At 43.1% G+C, this 17,997-nt stretch carries 20 protein-coding genes; 4 read left to right on the top strand and 16 right to left on the bottom strand.

Annotated elements, in window-relative coordinates:
• Positions 1-97: 97 nt before the first annotated feature.
• From L3C95_RS17635 to L3C95_RS17670, 8 genes are all read right to left on the bottom strand, one after another.
• Positions 98-838 (bottom strand): head GIN domain-containing protein, encoded by a 741-nt coding sequence (locus tag L3C95_RS17635; RefSeq protein WP_236389471.1) that lies wholly within the window; start codon positions 836-838, stop codon positions 98-100.
• A gap of 52 nt (positions 839-890) precedes the next feature.
• Entirely contained in the window at positions 891-1,976 is a 1,086-nt protein-coding gene (locus L3C95_RS17640) for a hypothetical protein (protein ID WP_236389472.1), read from the bottom strand.
• Positions 1,960-2,511 (bottom strand): hypothetical protein, encoded by a 552-nt coding sequence (locus tag L3C95_RS17645; RefSeq protein WP_236389474.1) that lies wholly within the window; start codon positions 2,509-2,511, stop codon positions 1,960-1,962. Before L3C95_RS17645 ends, L3C95_RS17640 begins: the two co-directional genes overlap by 17 nt.
• Positions 2,511-3,080 (bottom strand): RNA polymerase sigma factor, encoded by a 570-nt coding sequence (locus tag L3C95_RS17650; protein ID WP_262915884.1) that lies wholly within the window; start codon positions 3,078-3,080, stop codon positions 2,511-2,513. The genes L3C95_RS17645 and L3C95_RS17650 overlap by 1 nt, the downstream gene beginning before the upstream one ends.
• 187 nt (positions 3,081-3,267) lie before the next feature.
• Positions 3,268-5,730, bottom strand: a complete 2,463-nt coding sequence (locus tag L3C95_RS17655; protein ID WP_236389477.1) for an outer membrane beta-barrel family protein — start codon at positions 5,728-5,730, stop codon at positions 3,268-3,270.
• Positions 5,731-6,028: 298 nt separating this feature from the next.
• Entirely contained in the window at positions 6,029-6,454 is a 426-nt protein-coding gene (locus L3C95_RS17660) for a hemerythrin domain-containing protein (protein WP_236389478.1), read from the bottom strand.
• A 2-nt stretch (positions 6,455-6,456) separates the two neighbouring features.
• A complete protein-coding gene (locus tag L3C95_RS17665) occupies positions 6,457-7,755 on the bottom strand; it encodes a prolipoprotein diacylglyceryl transferase (RefSeq protein WP_236389479.1) in 1,299 nt (432 codons plus the stop codon).
• Positions 7,756-7,929: 174 nt separating this feature from the next.
• Positions 7,930-8,343, bottom strand: coding sequence for a BrxA/BrxB family bacilliredoxin (locus L3C95_RS17670; RefSeq protein ID WP_149697223.1), 414 nt, complete (start codon positions 8,341-8,343; stop codon positions 7,930-7,932).
• Positions 8,344-8,573: 230 nt separating this feature from the next.
• Between L3C95_RS17670 and L3C95_RS17675 the strand changes: the two genes are divergently transcribed.
• Positions 8,574-9,029 carry an Hsp20/alpha crystallin family protein gene (locus tag L3C95_RS17675; protein ID WP_236389480.1) on the top strand — a complete coding sequence of 152 codons (456 nt, stop codon included), beginning with the start codon at positions 8,574-8,576 and terminating at the stop codon, positions 9,027-9,029.
• Between the two features lie 148 nt (positions 9,030-9,177).
• Entirely contained in the window at positions 9,178-10,017 is an 840-nt protein-coding gene (locus L3C95_RS17680; RefSeq protein ID WP_236389481.1) for a hypothetical protein, read from the top strand.
• Positions 10,018-10,647: 630 nt separating this feature from the next.
• Here L3C95_RS17680 and L3C95_RS17685 read toward each other — a convergent pair.
• Positions 10,648-12,045, bottom strand: a complete 1,398-nt coding sequence (locus L3C95_RS17685) for an arginine decarboxylase (RefSeq protein WP_149697226.1) — start codon at positions 12,043-12,045, stop codon at positions 10,648-10,650.
• 231 nt (positions 12,046-12,276) lie between these two features.
• The gene (locus L3C95_RS17690; protein ID WP_236389482.1) at positions 12,277-12,912 is read right to left on the bottom strand and encodes a WbqC family protein; all 636 of its coding nucleotides are present in this window, start codon (positions 12,910-12,912) and stop codon (positions 12,277-12,279) included.
• A 337-nt stretch (positions 12,913-13,249) separates the two neighbouring features.
• Here L3C95_RS17690 and L3C95_RS17695 point away from each other — a divergent pair, with 337 nt between their 5' ends.
• A complete protein-coding gene (locus tag L3C95_RS17695; RefSeq protein WP_236389483.1) occupies positions 13,250-13,705 on the top strand; it encodes an LEA type 2 family protein in 456 nt (151 codons plus the stop codon).
• A gap of 80 nt (positions 13,706-13,785) precedes the next feature.
• On the opposite strand, the gene L3C95_RS17700 is transcribed toward L3C95_RS17695, so the two are convergent.
• Positions 13,786-14,157, bottom strand: coding sequence for a heavy-metal-associated domain-containing protein (locus L3C95_RS17700; RefSeq protein WP_236389485.1), 372 nt, complete (start codon positions 14,155-14,157; stop codon positions 13,786-13,788).
• Between the two features lie 68 nt (positions 14,158-14,225).
• Positions 14,226-14,873, bottom strand: coding sequence for an orotate phosphoribosyltransferase (gene pyrE, locus L3C95_RS17705; RefSeq protein ID WP_236389486.1), 648 nt, complete (start codon positions 14,871-14,873; stop codon positions 14,226-14,228).
• Positions 14,874-14,912: 39 nt separating this feature from the next.
• On the opposite strand from pyrE, the gene L3C95_RS17710 reads away from it, so the two are divergent.
• Positions 14,913-15,539 carry an NUDIX hydrolase gene (locus L3C95_RS17710; protein ID WP_236389487.1) on the top strand — a complete coding sequence of 209 codons (627 nt, stop codon included), beginning with the start codon at positions 14,913-14,915 and terminating at the stop codon, positions 15,537-15,539.
• 42 nt (positions 15,540-15,581) lie between these two features.
• On the opposite strand, the gene L3C95_RS17715 is transcribed toward L3C95_RS17710, so the two are convergent.
• From L3C95_RS17715 to L3C95_RS17730, 4 genes are read right to left on the bottom strand one after another with little or no spacing between them, the layout of a single operon-like run.
• Entirely contained in the window at positions 15,582-16,016 is a 435-nt protein-coding gene (locus tag L3C95_RS17715; protein ID WP_236389488.1) for a hotdog fold thioesterase, read from the bottom strand.
• Positions 16,017-16,059: 43 nt separating this feature from the next.
• Positions 16,060-16,533 (bottom strand): pantetheine-phosphate adenylyltransferase, encoded by a 474-nt coding sequence (coaD, locus tag L3C95_RS17720; RefSeq protein WP_149697233.1) that lies wholly within the window; start codon positions 16,531-16,533, stop codon positions 16,060-16,062.
• Between the two features lie 6 nt (positions 16,534-16,539).
• Positions 16,540-17,091 carry an RsmD family RNA methyltransferase gene (locus L3C95_RS17725; RefSeq protein ID WP_236389489.1) on the bottom strand — a complete coding sequence of 184 codons (552 nt, stop codon included), beginning with the start codon at positions 17,089-17,091 and terminating at the stop codon, positions 16,540-16,542.
• Positions 17,082-17,957, bottom strand: coding sequence for a DUF3822 family protein (locus tag L3C95_RS17730; protein ID WP_236389491.1), 876 nt, complete (start codon positions 17,955-17,957; stop codon positions 17,082-17,084). Before L3C95_RS17730 ends, L3C95_RS17725 begins: the two co-directional genes overlap by 10 nt.
• Between the last annotated feature and the right edge of the window lie 40 nt (positions 17,958-17,997).

The raw sequence follows: 17,997 nt of genomic DNA on the forward strand, positions 1-17,997 counted from the left end.
CTGCGGAGTTATAAAAAAACCCCGGGACGAGACCCGGGGTGTGTTAACGGAATGCCTTCCGATAACCGGCTGCGTTGTAAGCAGCCAACAACTGCGTTTATTCTACTTTAGATATCTTTGCCATACCGGAAGAGGACTGGTTGATAACAGGAGAGCCTTTATAACGCACCTTACCCATTCCGGATACACTCAGATCCAGTTTCTTTTCAACGGCGATATCGAGCTTGCCGGAACCTGAGATTGAAATACGGGCATTAGCAGACTGCAGATCCAACGCTTCCACATCAGCAGAACCGGATATATCGTACCTGGTATCAGGAATATTTCCTTTCAGATTAAGATGGCTTGAACCGGATACTTCTACCTTCAGATCATTAGCATTCAGGTCCAGTTCGGTATTTGTAGAGCCACTGAAAGAAAATTTCATATTACCGCCTTTGAGTTTGCCTTTACTATAGAAACCTCCGCTTCCACTCGAAGACAGCTCTTCCAGCTGATCCAGTGTTACATAGATATTGATGGTCTTTGATGGTTTGATCTCATATCCTTTTTTAGTATAGATCTCAAGATCATTACCGCTCACCTTGGTGATGATCAAAGGCAGCAGATTGTCATCAGCTTCAATTTTTATATCGTGTTTAGCGCCCTGGGTGATATATACATTGTAAGAGCCGGAAGTCCTGATACTTCTGAAAGGTCCTTCTGAACGGGCTTCTTCTTTAATATTTCCACTCCCCCGCACTCTTTCGTTATTGCCAACAATGGTAAATGCAGAGAATGAGAATACAGAAAAGAGCAATAGTACTGGCAGTAACCAGCTAAGACGTAACGTTTTCATAAATGAGATTTAGCGGTGAGAGTTTACTTGTTTACCGAAGGAATTTATTGTATCAATGGCTTTCAAAATCAATGTCGCTGTATACTCCATTCACACTCAGGGAAGGAGATCTATCATCAGCGTTGGACGTGGAAGCCGTATATGTTAGCTGTGAGTTTTTCTTAATGTTGACAACGTTCTTGAGTGAAAGTTCTCTTGTATTCACATCGCCGCGGTTAAGCTGTACTTTTATGTGCAGTCCCAGGCGCTGTGGTACGCCCACCTTTACATCTGTATAGGTAAGCTCGAACTCTCCGTTTTTAAATGCTGTACCTAAAGTTTTCGCTGAGAAATCGCCGTACACCAGTTTTGAACTGATCTCCGTCTGTACTTCTGTGATACGAAAATTCGTGTATGTGTTCTTGCCGCTAAAGGAGCCTACCTTGTTGATGGTATATTCATCGTAATTACCGGAAGTATTCAGGCTATTTACGGTGCCCAGTGTATACTCGCAATAGTTTGACCTGGTCACGAGCGACGCAATTACATCACTTTTAAGATTGGAATAGTTAGCTCTTATATTCACTGATTCTGCTTTTCCTATGCGGCCGCGATCGCAATAATTCATACGGATATCAAGTGCTCTTTCCGCCTCTTTAATATCGTAATTACAATAGTTCATGTTGATCGATGTTGGAAATGACAGCACATCAGTGATGATATCTCCGAAATTGTTCTCCAGTGATAGTCTTGCCAATCTTTCAGGAACATATAACTCATAGTCTATGTTCACATAATCTTTTGAGTCTTTTTTATTACCCCAGGAAAACCATCTGTTCCCGGAAGCTGAAGGATTGTATACAGTCTGCAGGCTTGCATTATTGCCACTGTTGTTCATGGAAATATCCACCATATTGACAATTGAAGTAGCTTCTTCCACACTCTTACCAAAGCCGGTGATTGTAATGGTTGCCTTTACTTCATTCTTCTGCCATGTATGCACGATGATCTTACCATACTTATTAGATATACCAAGGGTTGTAGCAGGATTTGTACCGAATTCCTTTACAATGACTTTTTTGAATTCACTATCGCCTTTTATACCATAGGTAAGAATAGGTAACAATAAAAATAACAGAATGCTAAATTTCTCTTTCATAATCAGATTGCTTTTTGCTTACGGGCTGCTTTTCTCTCAGCTCTTCTAATATTTTATCCAGCAGGTCCAGTTTAAGTTGATAGTAGCGGACCATCGCTGCTTTAATTCTTTCGTTACCCGGATTCTGTATCAGTTCGGCTTCGAGTACCTGATACGTTTCATTGCGCAGTTCCAGTTCTTTACGGGCCATGCTGTCCAGTCCCAGCACAGCATCAGGATAGCTTTTAATAGTCTGCAACCGCTGTTCGATCTGTGCAGTGTAATACATTTTAGCTTCCTGCATTTCGGGCGAAACATTCATCAGATGCTGCGCTTTCTTCATCTGAATAAACTGATAGATCATGACACTATTTACCATGAGCACCAGCACGGCCGCAGCCTTTAGCCAGTGACGGCCCATCAGTTGTATTACTTTCCTTTTCTTACCCGGGGCAAGCTGTTGTTCTAACTGCGCCCAGACTCTCGGATGAGGTCCGGCCTCTTCAAAATCCTGACGGTGTTGCCTGACAAAATCTTCAAAACTACTTTCTGGCATCAGCGTATTACTTTTTTTTGTTTTATTATCTGTCTCACTTTATCTTTCGCACGCATGTACTGTGTTTTCACCGTTGACTCAGAAATATCCAGCATGTTCGCTATTTCTTTGTGTGAGTACTCTTCAAATATGTACAAGTTCAAAACGGTACGGTAACCAGGCGGTAAAACATGTATAGCCTCTTTTATCGCTGCTACCGTCCATGCAAAATTATCTTCGTCTACGATCGCACTATCTTCTTCTATGTCTATATTGTCCACTTCTTCAAAGTATACTTTTTTTCTCCTCAGGTGGCTCAGACAGTGATTTACCACTATCCGCTTGATCCAGGCTGTTACACTACCTGCATTCTCCAGGCGCTCAATGTTTTTGAATATCTGCATAAAAGCCTCCTGCAAAGTATCTTCAGCATCCGCCGGACTCCCTGTCATACGCAAACAGATGTTATACATTGCACCTGAATATGCGTTGTATAGATCACGGAATGCGTGCATGTCTCCCTTTTTACACCGGGATACCAGGTGGTCTGTTATGGTAGTATTGTTCAAGTTGTTGGCTGATGCTTGCATAATAAAGACATTATTTCAGAAAAAGGTTGCACGTAAAGGGGAACATTTTTGAAAAAACAGGGGGCTAAAGACGCTCAAAACATCACAACTATATAAATTTCAACCACTTACTAATTCAAGAAAGGACGCAACCTAAGAGTAGGTCACGTCCCGTTCCATCCTTATATATACCTAAAAACAGGTCATATCAGTTTCCGTCTTTCACACGGTTCTGTTCGTCTTCCAGACCGGTTTTACGGGTGCGTGCGGCTTTAATGCTGGTGTTTCCGAAGCGGTAGTTGAAGGAGAGTCTGAACTGCTGGCTTTCCCATTTGCTTCTTACAGCTGTGTAACGGCCACCATTTTCAAAACTTCCGCGGAAACGCTGCATATTAAAAACGTCACTTACGTTGAATTTAATACTTCCCTTTTTGTGCAGGATCTGTTTGGATACACCCATGTCAACAGCGGCCATTGATTTCATTCTGAACAGGCCTTCATCAGCAACCTGCGGAGAAAGATAAAAGACACTTACTTCAGCACCAATGCCTGCAGGCAAAGTAAAAGTCTGTTGGGTACGTCCCATAAATCCGCCGCCGGAAACAGTTACCAGGCGTGCGTCAACCGTAGTCTGGAACTTGTTGTAATAAGCTGACAGATAGGTAAAGCTGCTCCACCATTTGGTGATGGTTACCGGGAAAGAAATATTCAGGTTGAGAATATCAGATTTTGCAACGTTCAGGTATTTGTAACGAAGCGTCAGTGTATCTCCCGTGATCACATCTTTGTCCGCTTCAACGATCTGCGTGATCTTATCTTTTGTATGTGTATAACCAACGGAAGTGGTCAGGAAATGTTTAAATGTATGTGTCAGCTCAATGTTGTTCGAATAAGATGGTTTCAGATAAGGATTTCCTGCTACAATGGTATATCTGTCCAGGTAAATCTCAAACGGATTCAGATCTCCGTAATCAGGTCGCTGTAAACGGCGGCTGTAAGAGATCCCCAGCTGATGGTTCTTTGCTGCTTCGTAGCTAACAAATACACTCGGAAACAGATTAAAATAGCTGGTATCATTCACCTGGTTGATGGTAAGTGAATTACCTTCCACATTACTCTGTTCCGCACGTAAACCTAACTGTACACTTACTTTTTTGAACTGTTTCTGGAAGTTAATGTACGCTGCATTTACGTTCTCTTTATAAAGGAAGTGGTTAGAGCGGTTCTTATCGTATACCCAGTTTCCACCGCGCAGCGAGTCAAATTTTGCATTGTTGTCAGTCTTTACAAAACTCAATTTAAAACCTGCTTCGAATTTAGCCTGGTGGGGCAATGGATGTACATAGTCTGCTTTAATCGTTTTTATATCGATCGTGCTGGGCTGATCATTACGGGAGGTATCACCATGCCTGTAAGTTTTACCAGACGGATCCCATATAGTGGAATAAATATTTGTATTGCGCTTATCCGTGTTGCGTGCATAATCCAGGTCCACATTCAATTCTTTGCCGGTTGTATCCAGTATCGCCCTGTAGTTAACATTATATGCAATTCTTTTTGACTGTCCGTCATACAAGGTGCGCGTTTTCAATAATGAATCAATTGTTTCCCTGCCTCCTATTTTGGTGGTGGCATCTGCCGGCTCGTCGGAGTTCCAGGTGCTTGCATCTACCATTACGCCGATTGTGTGGTTCTTACTGATGAAATAATCGCCACCAATTTTAACAGCATGGTAATCTGATTTCCTGTGACGGGTATTCTGCTGATCGAATACGGTGTACAATCCATCGGTAGTACCCGTGCGGTATAGACCCAGATGCTGCTGATTCTCGCGGTGGTTATAGTTATAAGATCCGAAGAGGTTAAACTTCTCATTGCGATGATTCAGGTTCAGCGAACCACCCCATTTTGGCGTCAGGCCATAAGCACCGGATATTGATACATTACCGTTAGTGCCCACCGTTTTATTCTTCTTTAGTTTGATGTTGATGATCCCGGCGTTGCCCGCTGCATCATATTTGGCGGAAGGATTAGTGATCAATTCAATTTGCTCAATATTGCTACTGGGCATACTTTTCAGCAGCTGGGCAACGTCCTGGGAACTCATGTTAGTGGGCTTGCCATCAATCATAATAATGACACCACTCTTATTTTTGAGGTTGATATTATCGTCTTTATCTATGGTAATGCCGGGTGATTTTTCCAATACATCCATGGCTGTACCACCAGAACCGATAATGCTGGCTTCAACGTTTACCACCATTTTATCGGCCCTTTGCTCCACGAATGGCTTTTTAGCAGTTACATTCACTTCCTTTAGATTCTTTGCATCTGTTCCGAGTGAAAGTGTCTCTATTGTCACAGGTGCACTTCCCTTGATTTCGAAAGGCTTGCTGAACGCTTTGGTCATACCAACATACGCAGCTGCGATCAGGTACTTACCCTGTTTTACCTGCTCGAATTCATACTGACCGTTGATGTCGGCAATAGCCCCTTTTACCAGGGAGGAGTCTTTTGCTTTTAATAAAGTGATAGTGGCAAATTCAACAGGTTTGTTCCCTGTCTGTGTAACGCGGCCAGAAATTCTGGCTGTCTCAATGGTCTGCGCCTGGGTGGTTTTGATGCTGCACAGTAATAAAATAGAGGCCAACAATGTAGTAGTCGATTTCATATAAGGATGATTTAAATTTATTATAAGCTTCTTTTCATTCTTTTGTCGTTATAGAACCGTTCTTAGTACAGAACCTTTCTTAAACAACTACAGTGTAAAGGTAGGTATTGTGCATTGCATAGTACATAGTTTTACACAAGCGGTATCCTGGCAGGGATGATTGGCAAAAGTTCAAGAAAGGTGACAGGAAGATGCTTACTAAAGACGAACGAAAATGAGTTTCGTTACAAGTCTGGTGTAATAAAAAAAGGCATTGCCCATAAAAAGCAATGCCTTGATAATTATATGATTATCGGACTCAGGTCCAGTTAATAGCTTCAAGCACCTCTGGAAGCTCCGTCTGCAATTTCTCGAAGAATACCCTTTCTTCCTTTCTTATGTGCGCTTCCAGGCTTCTTGCCAGCACGTCCATCGCGGAAATCAGGTCGGTATTCTCGGTGAGCGCGCTATACATGCGGGAGATCTGCTGATGCTCCTGTATTAGTTCTTTAATTATTTCGTCTATTTCAGGATGACGGCCGGTGCATACTTCAAAAAGATACTCTTCTTTTTGGATGTGAGGGACCATTACTTCCTGGAAGACTTTTACAATGTAGGCAAGCTTCGCATTGGTTTCCAGCGGAAATCCTTCGTATGCGGCTGCATCATTCTTGAGATACCGGCACACGAACAGTAAACGCTGGTGTTCCTGTGACAGCGGTATCAGGACCGGGTGACGTTGCATGATCAGACTACTGGTTTTGCTGCTTTATATATTTTACGGCAATACCATACTAATGCGGCGCCACCTATTACCATTAAAGAAGATATTATTTCTGCCTGGGTAGGATGAAATCCGAAGATGTCATATTTCGTGTTTACCCGGATCTTTTCGATGAAGAAACGCTCTACCCCATTCATTATCAGGTAGATGCCAAAGATAACACCCGGAACGGTGATCTTTTTGCGCAGGCTCCATAATGCAGCGAACAGTAAGAGACAAACAATGATCTCATACAGGGCAGTGGGATAAACGGCTATCGGCAGTACATTACAGTACTTACCGGTGCAACCGGCCATCTGTACGCCTTCGTTGATCACATTGTGCGGATATCCATAGGCAAAGAACCAGTCTGGCAGGAAACTCAAGCCACCGGGTTTAGTAAACGGTGCATGAGGTATGTGCTCCAGCATTCCATATTGCCTGGTGAAAAACTGTTCATTCGCCTTTACAACTTCCTGGAATTTTGACGGATCCACCGCCTGTACCTTACCTGCAGCGTCTGTGATATAACTACTGTTATAGATACCCCAGTCACCATCTCCGGAAAAGTGGCAGCCCATACGTCCTACACCATAGGCCAGCATAAGCCCCGGAGCCGCACTGTCTATCAGGTGCCAGATATTGATACCTTTTTTAGCAGCGTAACGTATAATAACTATAGATGCGAGGATAAGTCCACCGTAGAATGTCAGACCACTGAAAGACAACAAAGCGCCTATCGGGTCCTGTACAAACTCGCCCCAATTCTCAAGGTTATGAAAGATCTTGGCGCCCAGCAGACCAGCAACAGCTGCCATGACTGTAAAATCGGGTACCCGCTGGTGGGGCATGATCATCACAGTTTCTTCTTTCGGCTTGGGTAGCTCCTGTTTCTTGGCAGATCTGTATTTGAGGTAGGCAAAAAGACCGCCCAATACAATTCCCCCCAACAGGTTCCCGCGGGAGGATAATATATATGATTGCAGATCCTGGGAGGCTTCTGCCCATTCAAAGGTTAATCCCAATATCTTGTATCCTAACACAAAACCCAGCAAACCATGGATCAATACTTCGGTCATGTTTACCGGCTTACCGGTTATCACTTTTTCAGGTACGCCTGTAAGCCAGCCTAATTGTTCTCTTCTTTTCAGCTCACTTGTCAATACATAAGCAGCCGCCAGAAAAGCAACGGCAACAAAAAAACCGAATGTCTGCAGAAGTTTAAGTAAAGGGATGTCTAAACCGAAAAGGTCGTGAAACGCGTAATATAAATTAGGATACATAGCCAAAAAAAATTGGTGATCTGAATTTTCCTATGAACAAAGCCGAATTAGTCAAATGGAAAATCAAACCACCAAAGTAAGCTGTAAAAATCACAAATTCCAAATCATAATCCCTTTTTCTATTGTGTAAACAATATAATAACAACAGAAAAAAGAATTACGATCCGGATAATTTTAGCAGTATTGCTCGAAAGCATCAACCAGGTTTGCTGCAATCATCTGTGCAGGACGACCTTCGATCATATGACGCTCAATAAAGTGTACCAGCTGACCATCTTTAAATAAAGCGATCGCAGGTGAAGACGGAGGATAAGGTAACAGGTGAGAACGGATCTGTTGTACAGCCGCCATATCAAATCCTGCGAAGCTGGTCGTTAACCTGTCGGGTTTCTTCTGGCTATGCGCTACAGCCAATAAAACACCCGGACGAGCAGTACCTGCAGAGCAACCACAAACTGAATTGATCATTACCAGTGTAGTTCCTTCTTTCTTTAAAGTCTCATCTACTTTTTCCGGTGACAGCAATTCTTCAAAACCATTATCTGTCAACTCTGCCTTCATTGGCAGTACAAGTTCTGCTGGATACATATAACTACAATTTTTTTTGTTCGATAGTTTTCACAAAGTTAATCATAAGCTGATAAATAGAAAAACATGAATGAATATGCCGTAATGTCATTAACAACTAGCCCATAACGACAAAAAGTCGGAAACACTATCCCATATTATAGCAAAATAGCAGATTTAATGCCATGGTATTCCGTTTGCATATACCATCCCGAACAAATTTTTAAAACAAACACTAAAATTTATAAACTATGACTTTCGTAAAATTCAACCAGGCACCTGCAGTAAAATCCTTCGGCGGTTTAGTAGAAGAAATTTTTAACAACGCCGGTTTCAACAAAGCCTGGAAAGACGATTTCCACACAAATGACTTTTACGGCGCTTATCCCCCTGTGAACATCACAGAAACTAAAGACGCCTACCAGGTGGACCTGCTGGTTCCCGGATTATCCAAAGAAGACCTGAAGATCAATCTGGAGAACAAAACCCTGACTATCAGCGCAGAGAAAGTTGCAGAAAGCAAAGACGAGAACCAGAAACAATTACGCAGGGAGTTCAGCTTCCGTTCATTCAAACGTTCCTTTACCCTGAATGAGCAGGTGGACGCTGAAAAGATCCAGGCTAAGTATGAAAATGGTATCCTGAAGCTACAGTTGGCGAAGAAAGAAAATGTGCAGGACGCAGCTAAAGTGATCGTAGTAGAATAAGAGAAAGGTTGAATAAGTGTGATTCCCCTCCCTTACCGGGAGGGGATTTTTTGTTTTATCCCTAACACGAATTTCCCCCATAATTCACACAAACGTTTAAGAACGAAACTGTTTTTATAGGATAATTTGCCATACAACTATATGGGCTATGCCGCAACTGTTGAAAAAAATATATACACTGGCAGTTAAAATCTACCGCAACACTGAAGATGCGGTGATTGGCAATGCTTTACATATTAGCACCGACTCGAGGGAACGATGTAACACGCGGTTATTATTTGATTATCTGTTCTTTCACCTGTTACTTCTGATTCCTGTATCCCTCATCGGCATGTACACACATAATACAACGGAACTGTTATTGATAGTTGCCTTTGTTATCTCTCTGGGAGGCTGCCTCATAATGGTCCGAAATGGAGTACCTGTCAAAACAGTAAGTGTCGTTGCAGCCTTTGTCACATTCATCATGCCCGCCATCTGCTCCTTTTTAAACAACCAGGACCTTTCCCTCAGATACGCAATGATCTGGGTACTGAGTATCCTGTTTTGTTATATTACAACCAATATAGTAGCTACTCTCTCCCTCGGCGGACTGCTTTGTAGCTACCTGAGCCTGGTAGCCTGGATGAAAGTGAATAATATAACGACCTACGTGATGCCTGGTTTCACGCCCGAGCAGAGTTTTATTTTCACTCCTGTGCTTACCGGTTTTTACATCATATTCCTTATCAGAGTCTTAGGCGCTCATTACCGGAATATCTTCATATCTGAACATGAACGTACGCTTCAGAAACAAAAGCAGCATTCGTCTCTGCTTAGCCAGCATCTGACCAAGCAATTCATTATCCTTAAAGGGCTTTCACGTTCAGGAAAATCTAAATACCTGGACGGAAACAGGGAACTGCTGGAGGCTTGCCTGATAGAAATTGAAAAACAGTGTGAAAGTGCTATCGACTACCTTGATAATGGTCCACATCTGGAAAGTTAAAGCTAAGTCCGGCGCATACACATCCGTGTGAGGGGAAAACAATGATGGTGAGGAACCCTTATAAAAATTACAACTTTCGGGTATTTCCCACGTTTTTGAACCACCTTACCTTTGTTATGTAAACAAACAGGGTCCTATTCTCCCTATACACCACTGATTCTCTTTCTCCCTATACATCATACCTTTTATCCCTTTCTGGTCTTATTTTCCTATATGCTTTTTGATGGTAATCCTATGCCGTGAAATGCGACCGGGAATAAATCCCCGGACGACAAAACACGTGACCCGCTGCGGCAGGTCGAATGCCGGCGTATACAATTCACCGCATTTCAGCCCGCTTCATGCGGGCTATGTGTTTTAGCTCCGGTGACAACCACGAGAAATTGCGGTACACGACAAATAACAAACGGGACCCCGACATTTATATGGAGTTGAAGTAAACGCATTTTTGAATATCCAGGCGAAGTACCAGACATATCCCAATCACACATTCAAGTCGACTGAGCACACCCCCGGGATATACACGAGACATACACGACGCATCTCCGGTTGATGATACCGAACCCTTATAAAAATGAAAAACCCCGCGAGAAGTCGCGGGGTGTGTCAGTGGATTACTAACCCATTTTTTTAATAACCCAAAATCTTTAACATACTCTGGGCGGTTTGCTCCTTGGCATACAGCCAGTCTTTCAGCTGCCCGTTTTTGTCATATCCAACGATCACATGCTTGGGAGATGGTATCAGACAATGTTTGATACCGCCATACCCGCTCAGCTGGTCCTGGTAAGCACCGGTGTGGAAGAAGCCGATATAGAGTGGCTCTTCTCCGGATAACTTAGGCAGGAATACCGCATTTATGTGTTCTTCAGAAGTGTAAAAGTCATAACCGTCACAAGTCAGCCCTCCGAGGTGGACCTCCTGGTATTCCTGATCCCATTTATTGATCGGGAGCATCAGGAACTTCTCACCAATTCCCCAGGTATCCGGCAAGGTAGTAATGAAAGAACTGTCGATCATATACCAGTTTTCCCTGTCGTTCTGCATCTTTTCCCCTACTACGCTATAGATTACAGCGCCGCTTTCACCCACGGTGAAGGAACCGAACTCAGTATAGATATCAGGTACCGGTACCTTGTTTTTCTTACAAACACTCTTGATGTTGGCAACGATCTCATTTACAATATAATTGTAATCGTAATCGAAGCCCAGGGAATGCTTGATCGGGAATCCGCCTCCTATATTAATACTATCCAGTTCAGGACAGATCTTCTTCAACTGGCAGTACAAGTTCAACACGCGGTTAAACTGGCTCCAATAATAGATATCGTCCTTGATACCCTTGTTCATGAAAAAATGCAGCATTTTCAGCTCGAATTTTTCATTTCCCTTCAGCTTATCCACATAGAACTCCAGCACATCGCGGGAACGGATACCTAATCTGGACGTATAAAAGTCAAAGGTCGGCTCCTCTTCCGCTGCAATACGCAGCCCCAGTTTCACCTTATCCTTTGAGCGGATAAATTTCTGATAGTCTTCCAGCTCCTCTTTGTTATCCAGCACAGGGATCACATTGCGGAATCCGGAGTTGATCAAACGGGCGATCGCTTTTGTATACGGCTTGGTTTTGTAACCGTTACAGATCACGAAGGTGTCCTTATTGATCTTCTTCCTTTCATATAATTTGGTAATAATATCAATATCATATGCGAAGGAAGTCTCGATATGTATATTGTGCTTCAGCGTTTCCTCCATTATAAAGGAGAAATGCGAACTTTTGGTGCAATAACAATAGTAGTAGTTCCCATCGTACCTATTCTTCTTAATTGCATCCTGGAACATTTTCTTTGCCTTATTTATCTGCATTCCAATCTTTGGCAAATAAGTCAGCTTGAAAGGTGTCCCGTACTTGTCGATCAAAGCCTTGATATTGACCCCATTAAACTCCAGGTAGCTATCCTGTACATCAAATCCTTCCTGAGGAAACTCGAAGGTCTGGTTAACGAGATCTGTGTAGGTGCTGTTCATTTAAACCTATGAAACATTTTAAGGATTAGTAAAAAGCAATCACAACCCTCGCTGGAAAACTCCTGGTTTACACACCTACGTCAGTTCGAAACCCAGCAAAATTGGTTGCAAAGCTAAATATTTTGTCCAATTGGCCGGGCAAAAACTTTCAATTTTTTTTAAATGGTTAGATATTATGCTAAAACGTTACATATCAAGCAATTGATGCTAAATACATATGCTATTTTTATACTATCTAAGCAACTCTATACTCCGCTTTCCCTCACAGAAAATCAGGTCCAAAATACTCATATCAGGAAGGAAACCAGCCCTTTCCTGGAATACCTGGGTATAACGCACCGTATCTTCGTCTACCTGCTTTTGCGATGGCTGCAGGATATCCCTTGCATCAGTAATGCCCTTGCCGGCCTCATATGTTTTATGGTACTCATCCGTGAAGGTGATGGGAGATGAAACTCCTATGATCTTATTAGCCCATTCCAGACACATCAGGTTCCAGTCTAACAGATAAGATACCTCTTTCATAAAAAGCCTGCCCAGCTCATCCTCATAATATTCAAACCAGGGAGAACGGCGATAAGCAGACACAAGCGTCTTCCAGTGCAGGGCCTGCCATCTTTCATCATTGCTGATCCTGACGTCTTTCATGACAGTTCTCTGGTTTTTTCCACGGGCCAGGGGAACGCTTAAAAGTATACTTCCGTTCGGTCCGGCTATATAACAGCGATTACGAAAACTAACCTTCTGATAGTGTTCATATCTTTCTATCAATAATATATCATGGTTAATTAAAGTTTTATAAAAGGAAATGTTTGGAAAGTATTGTGATTCAATAAGTAATGTCTTCTTATTTGTCTCAGCTGCCATATCGTCAAAAATTGGTGTTTTAGAGCTAAAAATATATGTTTCAAGCAGTTGAAAAGTTTACCTTTAATTAACTGATAAGCAGATTTAATTTGCTGATAAACAATTCATAGAAAAATTATAAAAATGCTATTTTCATTAGCATTCAGGCATTTAAAGTAAAAATTTAGATGCGCGCAAATTTACTAAACTATTTAGTAGTATTTCTGGTCAATTTTATCTCTTTTTTGGCTTCAAGTAAAATGTTAAGTCATGGTTTTGAGGCCGTTAAAACTTTCCTAATTCCTTTACATCACTTGGCGATCTATTCAGTTTGCTGTAGGTTTGATAAAAATTTGTCATGAAATTTTTCAGACTGGGTATATTAATTATGACAATTTGGGGCGTAGTTAGTTCATGCGAAAAGGCAAAAGATTTGGAATTTGTCAGGGTCGCCGGAATCAATTTCGATAACCTCGGCTTCTCCAAAAGTATCGTACGGCTGACCCTGGCCTACTATAATCCAAACAATTTTAAACTGAAACTGAAGGACGCTTCGTTCGATCTTTTTCTCGACGATACCCCGGTCGGACATTCTGTTCAGGATACCATGATCGCCATTCCGGCAAGGGATACTTTTTACTTTCCGGTAAAGCTGGAGGTGAACATGGAAAATGTCTTCAAAAATGCTTTAGGCGCCCTCATGAATAAAGAGGTGACCATTAAGGCAACGGGAAATTGTAAAGTAGGTAAAGGAGGAGTTTATCTGCCGTTTCCCATAAAATGTGAAACAAAGCAAGCACTCAAGTTTTTCTGATCATAACCGTGTAAAAACTAAAAAAGGCCTCGTTGCATAGCAATCGAGGCCTTTTCCTTTCATACGCTTTTGAAGTAAGTTTAGTGCTTCTTATTCTCTCCACCACCATCTTCCGGCTTTTTACAGCAGGTAGGTAATTTCTTATAAGCTTCTTCATTTGCAGTGACGTTATCCGCGTCATACCCCGCATTGGCGATGGCCGTCTTCACGTTCTCTATATTCGTACGATCAGTGAAAAATTTCACGGTAGTAATACCTTTTTTGAAATCCACTTTGGAGGACTGTACACCCTCTTCTCTGGAAAGGTATCTTTCTATGCGATTTTTACATTGTTCGCACTGCACAGTCGGGGTGCTTATTTTAGCAGTTACCATTGTGCCTTTTTTTGCCTGGCCCATGGTTACACCAATACCCGCAAATAATAATACCATTACAAGTTTAACGATACGCATAAGTTACTTTTTACGATCCTAATATAGTAAATACTTGTCAACTGAAATACGATTTGGTAAGAACGGTATTATACCGCCGGCGCTGCGTTCCATTTATCAGGAGCACTTCTCCACGCTTCCAGGGTTGCCTGCTCTTCCGCCGATACCAATCCTTTTTCCACTGCCAGCTCAATCAATGCTGTGTAATTGCTCAGGGAATAGTAAGGCACTTTCGCTTCCTCAAATGCCTTTACTGCCACATCGAAGCCGTAATTAAAAATGGACACCATGCCGATCACTTCCCCTCCTGCTGCACGGATCGCATTCACCGCCTCCAGACTGCTCTTTCCGGTAGAGATCAGGTCTTCCACAACTACAACAGGCTGTCCTGGCTGCAGTACACCCTCTATCAGGTTGCCCATGCCATGCTCTTTCGCCTTCGCCCTTACATATATAAAAGGCAGCTTCAACTGGTCAGCTACCAATGCACCCAGGGGAATACCTCCCGTAGCTACGCCGGCCAGCACCGCTGCATCTGCAAACGTTTCAAATACTACGTTGCACAACTCCGATTTTACGTAGTCACGCACGTAGGGGTAAGACAAAATCTTACGGTTGTCGCAATAAATTGGCGATTTCCAGCCAGATGCCCATGTAAACGGTTCTGACGGACGCAACTTTACCGCCTGTATCTGCAGTAGTTTCTCTGCTACCTGTTTTTCGCTGATCTTACTCATAGGTAGCAAAAATACTTAATTACAGATTATTTTTGCTGCATGCAAAAAGATACAGTCATTTATCTCAACGAGCGTCCGCTGGTTATTACAGCTACTCACCAGGGCATTCCTGCAAAATATAAAGACGCCACATTATACACCGAACCAGACGCCAATACCATAGAATCCGTATTGCAGTCCCTCGAAACAGGCAAGATGGAAGCCGCGATCTTTATCCACCCGGATACTGAGTCGCTCACTGAAACCATCAAAGGTTATTTCCTGGTACTGGTAGCTGCCGGCGGACTGATCACCAACTCCGAAGAGGAAGTGCTGCTGATGTTCCGTCGTGGTAAATGGGACCTGCCCAAAGGCAAACAGGACGATGGGGAAAGCCTGGAAACAGCTGCTGTAAGGGAAGTAGCGGAAGAAACGGGGTTACATACTATCACACTTGAACATAAGATCGGGGAAACCTTCCATTTTTACACCTGGAAGGAAAAGAAAACCCTGAAACATACTTACTGGTACAAGATGAAATTTACCGGTACAGAACTGACCGTTCCGCAGATAGAAGAAGACATTGTCGATATTCAGTGGATCAAACCGGAACATCTGTCCAAATATCTCAAATTCTCTTATCAGAATATTGTAGATGTATTTGAAAAAGAAGGTTACGCTGTCTGATCTTCACGGCTTAATGCTGTCTGTCCCTGCCGGCATCCGGCATTAAGCCTTTTTATCTCTTACAGCCACCGTCAGGCGGCTGATGCACACCAGCTTATGTTCGTCATCACAAATACGGATATCCCATACGTGGGTGGTTGACCCAATATGCAATGGCCTGGCTACGGCGTGTACATACCCTTCGGTAACACCTTTCACATGATTGGCATTGATATCCAGTCCTACACAGATCTGTTTCTTCGGATCGATGATCAATGAAGACGCCACACTACCCACCGTTTCCGCCAGGGCGCAGGACGCTCCGCCATGTAAGAGACCATATGGTTGTTTCGTCCTGCCATCTACAGGCATGATCATCCGGAGATAATCAGGACCAATCTCCGTAAACTCCATACCAAGATAGCTTGCCATGGTATTTTCTCCGATTTCATTCAATTGGTCCAGGGAAACATCCAGAGAGTGCCAGATTGGTTTCATGTGCGATGACGCTATTAAAGGTTAAGAATGGATTTTGCTTACTTCAGGCTTTTTTCAACTCCCTGATGATATTTTCGGGCAATAACTGGGAGGCATCTCCTCCATATTTCAGCACATCCCGCACCAGTGAGGAAGCCAATGTTGAATAACGGGGCGAACAGCTCAGGAAAATAGTCTCAATACTGCTGTCCATCATGCGGTTTACATCAGCGATCGCCTTTTCATATTCGAAATCGCCTATGCTGCGTATACCGCGTAATATAAACTGAGCGCCGATCTCCTTACAGCTCTTGATAGTCAGTCCCTCGTAGGAGATTACCTTTACCTTGGGCGTATGACTGTAAATATCCCTGATCCATTGCATTCTTTGCTCCAGGGAAAACATAGGTGTTTTGGCTGAATTGACGCCTATCCCTACCACTATTTCATCAAAAAGGTCCAGCGAACGGTCTATGACATCGGTATGCCCCAGCGTGATCGGATCGAATGTACCAGGGAATAAACAAATACGTTTCATGCCAGTTTATTTTTTCAGCTCCTCTCTGTTTATAAAGATCGAAAAGATGGTGGTACCATAATTACGCTCCGTACGGTAGTAAGAGTAATTTTTGTAGTTATTGCGGGGAGTATGTTCCAGCACAAACCAACCCTCCGGTTCCAGCAACTGCTTTTCAAAAATGATCAGTGGCAACTGATCTATTGTAGTCAGGGCATATGGTGGCCCTGCAAATATAAAGTTGAACTTTTCTGTACACTGCTCCAGGTATTTGAACACATCCATACGCTGCAGCTTCAATGACACCTCAAGTATTTTAGCGGTTTTCTTGATATAATCGGCCATGTCCGGATCCTTCTCCACAATAGTCAGATCGGTTACACCCCTGGATGCCAGTTCGTAACTGATGCTGCCTGTTCCTCCGAAAATATCCAGGGTCTTTAGTGAAAGAAAGTCCAGGTTATTCTCCAGTATGTTAAACAGCCCACCTTTCGCTATATCGGTAGTAGGCCGGGTATGCGGCATATTTGCCGGCGGCTGGAACCGCAATCCTCCCTTTTCTCCCCCGATTATACGCATAATGCCATTGCATAAAGGTTATTAAAATAATAGCCGGGGATCTCTTCCATCTTCGGAATGTATCCGAAACCAGGCAGGCGCGGCATCCACTCCAGCTTGGGAATGAAGCGGCGTAATTCTTCATGGATCTGGGAATCGGACGTTACCGCCCCTCCCACTTTCACTTTCACCAGTTGCTCGTCCAGGCCTGTCTGGCGCAGAATGTTCACCAGGTGATATACTACATCAAGTCCCGTCTGGCTGGTTACGTCCTGCTGTATCAGCAGCTTGCCGAAGCGGAAAATGGTCAGCGAGAACTTATGCTGCTGGATATCCACATACGCCACTCCATTCAGCTCCAGGTAATCATTATCGAAACGGTACGACTTCAGTAATCCAGTATTGGCGTGGATCACTTTGTCGGTAGAAAATTCTTTTCTCAGGTATCCCATTACATCCTTGTCAACAGCGTAAATATTGACAAGTTGCTGTTCTGTCAGCACGTCTGCCAGTACCAGTTCCTGGGTTTGTTCAGGATAGATGACATGCAGGTAGTCTTTCTTTAAAGCCGGATTGTAGTGCTGTTCCGGTACCAGCGTGTTGTTCACCCCGTCAAAAGCCAGTTGCACCAGGTTGAAGTTGGTAAATAACAACTTGTCAGCATCGAATATCTGTTCGATCATCTGCAGGTCTGCCGTGGCTGTCTTCTGCGGCAGGAAGTGGTAAGACTTCAGGGCCAGGAACTTTTTAATGGCCGGATTATATACCACATAACTGAACGTTCCCTTTCCAATTAGCACGAGCAGCTGGCAGGAGGTGAGATCAGTTTCAAGCAGAGAAGTATCATCAGCTGCAAAGGCAGGATGAATATTGTACGTCACAGACATTAGTAATACATTAGATATGGCACAATAATAACCAAAAAAC

It is taken from the genome of Chitinophaga filiformis, assembly GCF_021646545.1.
In the GTDB taxonomy this organism is placed as follows: domain Bacteria; phylum Bacteroidota; class Bacteroidia; order Chitinophagales; family Chitinophagaceae; genus Chitinophaga; species Chitinophaga filiformis_A.

Coding starts and splice junctions, on each gene's coding strand:
- L3C95_RS17635 (WP_236389471.1), bottom strand. CDS start 838: ATGAAAACGTTACGTCTTAGCTGGTTACTGCCAGTACTATTGCTCTTT.
- L3C95_RS17640 (WP_236389472.1), bottom strand. CDS start 1,976: ATGAAAGAGAAATTTAGCATTCTGTTATTTTTATTGTTACCTATTCTT.
- L3C95_RS17645 (WP_236389474.1), bottom strand. CDS start 2,511: ATGCCAGAAAGTAGTTTTGAAGATTTTGTCAGGCAACACCGTCAGGAT.
- L3C95_RS17650 (WP_262915884.1), bottom strand. CDS start 3,080: ATGCAAGCATCAGCCAACAACTTGAACAATACTACCATAACAGACCAC.
- L3C95_RS17655 (WP_236389477.1), bottom strand. CDS start 5,730: ATGAAATCGACTACTACATTGTTGGCCTCTATTTTATTACTGTGCAGC.
- L3C95_RS17660 (WP_236389478.1), bottom strand. CDS start 6,454: ATGCAACGTCACCCGGTCCTGATACCGCTGTCACAGGAACACCAGCGT.
- L3C95_RS17665 (WP_236389479.1), bottom strand. CDS start 7,755: ATGTATCCTAATTTATATTACGCGTTTCACGACCTTTTCGGTTTAGAC.
- L3C95_RS17670 (WP_149697223.1), bottom strand. CDS start 8,343: ATGTATCCAGCAGAACTTGTACTGCCAATGAAGGCAGAGTTGACAGAT.
- L3C95_RS17675 (WP_236389480.1), top strand. CDS start 8,574: ATGACTTTCGTAAAATTCAACCAGGCACCTGCAGTAAAATCCTTCGGC.
- L3C95_RS17680 (WP_236389481.1), top strand. CDS start 9,178: ATGCCGCAACTGTTGAAAAAAATATATACACTGGCAGTTAAAATCTAC.
- L3C95_RS17685 (WP_149697226.1), bottom strand. CDS start 12,045: ATGAACAGCACCTACACAGATCTCGTTAACCAGACCTTCGAGTTTCCT.
- L3C95_RS17690 (WP_236389482.1), bottom strand. CDS start 12,912: ATGGCAGCTGAGACAAATAAGAAGACATTACTTATTGAATCACAATAC.
- L3C95_RS17695 (WP_236389483.1), top strand. CDS start 13,250: ATGAAATTTTTCAGACTGGGTATATTAATTATGACAATTTGGGGCGTA.
- L3C95_RS17700 (WP_236389485.1), bottom strand. CDS start 14,157: ATGCGTATCGTTAAACTTGTAATGGTATTATTATTTGCGGGTATTGGT.
- pyrE (WP_236389486.1), bottom strand. CDS start 14,873: ATGAGTAAGATCAGCGAAAAACAGGTAGCAGAGAAACTACTGCAGATA.
- L3C95_RS17710 (WP_236389487.1), top strand. CDS start 14,913: ATGCAAAAAGATACAGTCATTTATCTCAACGAGCGTCCGCTGGTTATT.
- L3C95_RS17715 (WP_236389488.1), bottom strand. CDS start 16,016: ATGAAACCAATCTGGCACTCTCTGGATGTTTCCCTGGACCAATTGAAT.
- coaD (WP_149697233.1), bottom strand. CDS start 16,533: ATGAAACGTATTTGTTTATTCCCTGGTACATTCGATCCGATCACGCTG.
- L3C95_RS17725 (WP_236389489.1), bottom strand. CDS start 17,091: ATGCGTATAATCGGGGGAGAAAAGGGAGGATTGCGGTTCCAGCCGCCG.
- L3C95_RS17730 (WP_236389491.1), bottom strand. CDS start 17,957: ATGTCTGTGACGTACAATATTCATCCTGCCTTTGCAGCTGATGATACT.